The 4,765-nt window shown below is 62.3% G+C and carries 2 protein-coding genes; both read right to left on the bottom strand.

All coding sequences use genetic code 11. From position 1 onward, the window contains the following. Positions 1–2,233: acetate--CoA ligase family protein (locus NW857_RS06450; protein ID WP_414368376.1), on the bottom strand; the 2,233-nt coding region annotated here is incomplete at its 3' end. A 55-nt stretch (positions 2,234–2,288) separates the two neighbouring features. Then, a partial coding sequence (gene adhE, locus NW857_RS06445) for a bifunctional acetaldehyde-CoA/alcohol dehydrogenase (RefSeq protein WP_414368373.1) occupies positions 2,289–4,765 on the bottom strand: 2,477 nt, incomplete at its 5' end.

The raw sequence follows: 4,765 nt of genomic DNA, 5'->3' as shown, positions 1-4,765 counted from the left end.
TGATGCCCTCGCGGAAGGGCCAACTGTACTGGCTGGGGTAGGGGCGGATGGCCAACGGCACGGGTGGTTCTTGCTCCGAGCGCAAAATGACGCGGGCATCCAAAGCCAGCAGTTGCTCGCCCGAGGCCAGCAGGGGGTTGATGTCGATCTCTTGGATCTGCCGCTGTTCGGCCACCAGTTGGCTGAAGCGCACCAAGAGCTGTTCCAGCGCTTCCAGATTGACGGCTCGGCGTCCCCGCACCCCCTTGAGGGCCTTGTAGATGAGGGTATTCTCCATCAGGCGGCGCGCCAAGGTGGTGTTGAGGGGGGGAAGGCCAATGGCGCGATCCTGGAACACCTCCACCAACTGGCCGCCGCTGCCAAACAGCAACACCGGCCCAAACTGGGGATCCTCGCTGCTGCCCAGGATCAGCTCGTAGCCGTCGGTGCGGATCATCGGCTGCACCGTCACCCCTTGGAAGTGCTCTGGCCCTGCTTTCTCACTGACGTTGCGGCGAATCTGGGCGAAGGCCCGCCGCACCGCTTCGGCATCGGGCAGGTTGAGCTGGACGCCGCCCACGTCACTCTTGTGGGTGAGGGTATGGGAGTAGAGCTTCAGCACCACCGGGTAGCCCATTTCTGCGGCGGCCTCTACCGCTGCTTCCGGGCTATTGGCCACCCGCGTGGGCACCACCGGGATCCCGTAGGCGGCCAGGATCTCCTTGGACTCGACCTCGGTTAAGAGCCGGCGACCTTGCTGCCGGGCTTGGCCGAGGATGGGTTGCACCCTCTCGCGCTCGACCGCTGTTGCAGGGAGCAGAGTGGGAGTTTCGTAGAGGGCCTTGAGGTTGTCGCTAAAGCGCCACAGATAGCTGAACACCCGTGCCGCCTGATCCGGATAGCGGTAGGTGGGGATCCCCGCTTGGTTAAGGATCTGCTCGCCGGCATCCACCAAGTCTCCCCCCATCCAACTGGCCAGGATGGGCTGCCGGGAGCCGCTGCGCCGCCAGGTCTCCACCACCTTGGCAGCAGTGGCGGTGGGATCCGTCATCGCCTGGGGGGTGAGGATCACCAAACAGCCCTGGCTGGCGGGATCCCGCAGCACGATCTCCAGCGCCTGGGCAAAGCGCTCCGGCCCGGCATCGCCCAAAATATCAATGGGATTGCCGTGGCTCCAGTGGGGCGGCAGGATGGAGTTAAGCTGCTCCAGGGTTTGGGGAGAGAGCTGGGCCAGGGATCCCCCGGCGCGGATGAGGGTGTCGGTGGCCAGCACCCCCGGTCCGCCGGCATTGGTGAGGATGCTGAGGTGGGGGCCCTGCGGGCGGGGCTGTTTGGCCAGCACCTCCGCCATGTCGAAGAGGTCTTCGATGTGATCCACCCGCAGCACACCGCAGCGGCGGAAGGCTGCATCCAAAACCGCGTCGCTGCCGGTGAGGGATCCCGTGTGGGAAGCTGCCGCCTGGGCCGCCGCCTGGGTACGCCCCGCCTTGATGACAATAATCGGCTTGCTCAGCGCCACCTCGCGGGCCGCCGACACAAACGACCGCGCGTCCCCAATCGACTCCATGTAGAGGACAATGCTGTGGGTATGGGGATCCTCGCCCAGATAGTCGATGAGATCCCCCCAGCCCACATCCAGCATGGATCCCAGGGAGATGAAGGCGCTAAAGCCGACATTTTCCCGCAGGCTCCAGTCCAGGATCGAGGTGCAGAGCGCCCCGCTTTGGCTGATAAACCCCACGTTGCCGGGTCGGGCCATCTGGGCAGCAAAGGTGGCATTGAGGCCGGTGTGGGGATTTTGGATCCCCAGGCAGTTGGGACCAATGAGGCGCAGCTTGCCGCGGGCAGCCTCTTGGATGGCCTTTTCCAGCTCCAGCCCCTCCGGGCCAATTTCCTTAAAGCCTGCCGAGAGGACAATGGCCCCCTTGACGCCGGTCTCGACGCATTCTTGGATAACCGCCGGCACCCCGGCTGCCGGGATGGCGATGATGGCCAGATCCACCGGCTCCGGCAGAGCAGAGAGCCGCTCGTAGGCCCGGATGCCCAACACCTGGTGCCGCTTGGGGTTGACCGGGTAGACCGTGCCGCCAAAGGGGTGGCTGATCAGGTTCCAGAGCACCGTGCGCCCCACACTGCCCTCGCGCTCTGTTGCCCCCACCACCGCCACCGAGCGGGGCAGAAAAATGGGATCTAAGGGGTGGGATCTGGCCTTCCAGATGTCCAGGCTGGGATCGGGGCGGTGCAGCGTAGCCATAGCCGTTGCAAGGAGGGAAGGGAGAAGTACGTTTTGGCGGGGAGGAAGGCCGACCTTAAACCAGAGCCGGCTCCGGCTGGTGGTAGAGGGCAGCCTCCACCCGGCAGCCCCGATAGGCCAAGACGTACAGCTCCTTCATATCCTGAATGAGGGGGTAGCGGGGGTTGGCGCCGGTGCATTGGTCATCAAAAGCCTGCTCCGCCATCGCTTCCAGACGGTCGTAAAAGGCCTGCTCGCTCTCGCTGAGGGCCTCGCGAATGCTGGCCGGGATCCCCAGCTTCCGCTTCAGCTCCTCGATGGCCTCGATAAGGCGCATGACCTTTTCATCATCATTGGCTCCGCCCAACTGCAGGTAATCGGCAATTTCGGCATAGCGGTGCTTGGCGTTGGGATAGCGGTATTGGGGAAAGATGGCCTGCTTGAAGGGGGCGTCGGTGGCGTTGTAGCGGATGACGTGGGTAATCATCAGGGCATTGGCCAGGCCGTGGGGCAGGTGGAAGGTGGATCCCAGCTTGTGGGCCAAGGAGTGGCACACCCCCAAAAAGGCGTTGGCAAAGGCCATGCCGGCAAGGGTGGCGGCGTAGTGGACTTTTTCCCGCGCTTCTGGATCCTCAGCTCCCTTCTCGTAGGCCCGCGGCAGGTAGGTCATCAGCAGCTTAATTGCCTGCAGCGCCAGCCCGTCGGTAAACTCGCTGGCCATCACCGAGACATAGGCTTCCAAGGCGTGGGTGAGGGCATCGATGCCGCCGTAAGCCGTCAGCTTCTTGGGCATCTTCAGGGTGAGATCCGGATCGACAATGGCCATGCTGGGGGTGAGGGCGTAGTCGGCCAGGGGGTACTTGATCCCCACCCGGTCATCGGTCACCACCGCAAAGGGCGTTACCTCGGATCCCGTCCCGGAAGTGGTGGGGATGCAGACCAGTTGGGCTTTTTGCCCCAGCGGCGGCAGCTCGTAGACCCGCTTGCGGATGTCCATAAAGCGCGTTGCCAGGCCTTCAAACTCCACCTGGGGCTGCTCGTACATCAGCCACATCACCTTGGCCGCATCCATCGGGGATCCGCCGCCCACGGCGATGATGACATCCGGCTGAAACTGGCGCAACTGCTCCAGGCCGCGGTTGACGTTGCTGAGGGTGGGATCCGGCTCCACCTCGTGGTAGACATCCCAGTTCACGTGCAGCTCGTCCAAAACCTGGGTAACCGGCTGCAGCACACCCAGCTCGAAGAGGGGCTTATCGGTCACCAAAAAAGCCCGTTTTTTGCCGGCCAACTCCCGCAGCGCCACCGGTAGACATCCCGGCTTGAAGTAGATCTTGGGCGGCACCCGGAACCAGAGCATATTTTCCCGCCGGTAGGCCACGGTTTTAATGTTGAGCAGGTGGCGCGGCCCCACATTGTCGGAGACCGAGTTGCCCCCCCACGTGCCACAGCCCAAAGTTAACGAGGGATCCAGCCTAAAGTTGTAGAGATCCCCAATCGCCCCCTGGGAAGAGGGGGTGTTGATCAGCACCCGTGCTGTTTGGAGGGCATGCTCAAAGTAGGCAATATCGTCCTGGTTGGCCGGATCGGTATACAAAACAGAGGTGTGGCCCCGCCCACCGAAATTGACCAGTTGGACAGCAACATCGACGGCGCTGTGGAAATCCTTGGCACGGTAGAAGGCCAAAACAGGGGCCAATTTTTCGTAGGAAAACGGCTCTTCGGGCCCCACCTTGTCCACTTCCCCAATCAGCAGCTTGGTGCCTTCGGGTACCTGGATCCCGGCTAGAGCGGCAATGGTCTGCACCGATTGGCCGACAATAGCTGGATTGAGACGGCCATCCCTGAGGAGGATGCGGCGCACCGCTTGCGTTTGTTCCGGATCCAAAAAGTAGGCCCCTTGATGACAAAATTCCGCCTTCACCTGCTCATAAACGGCCTCCACCACAATCACCGCCTGTTCCGAGGCGCAGATCATGCCGTTGTCAAAAGTTTTGCTGAGCAAGATTGAACTGACGGCCATGGGAATGTCGGCACTGGTGTCGATGACCGCCGGCGTGTTGCCCGCCCCCACGCCCAGCGAGGGGTGGCCGGAGGAATAGGCCGCCTTGACCATGCCGGGGCCGCCGGTGGCCAGGATCAATTTCACCTCCGGATGCTGCATCAAAGCCTGAGAAAGCTCAATCGTGGGCTCGTCAATCCAGCCAATCAAGCCCACAGGCGCGCCTGCCGCCTCAGCCGCCTCTTTGACCACTTTGGCTGCAGCGATGGTGCATCGTTTGGCGCGGGGGTGAGGCGCAAAAATGATGGCGTTGCGGGTTTTCAGAGTGATGAGGGCTTTGAAAATCGTTGTCGAAGTGGGGTTGGTGACCGGCACAATGCCCGCCAAAAGCCCCACCGGCTCGGCAATGCGCTCGTAGCCAAAGCTCTCGTCCCGCTCAATGACGCCACAGGTTTTCTCGTGTTTGTACTTGTTGTAAATGTATTCAGAGGCAAAGTGATTTTTGATCACCTTGTCTTCCACAATGCCCATGCCGGTCTCCTCTACGGCCA

This window comes from Synechococcus sp. H55.9, from assembly GCF_047462355.1.
Classification (GTDB): Bacteria; Cyanobacteriota; Cyanobacteriia; order Thermostichales; family Thermostichaceae; genus Thermostichus.
The sequence above is the reverse complement of the archived record's forward strand: the minus strand, read 5'-3'. Positions and strand labels throughout refer to the sequence as shown.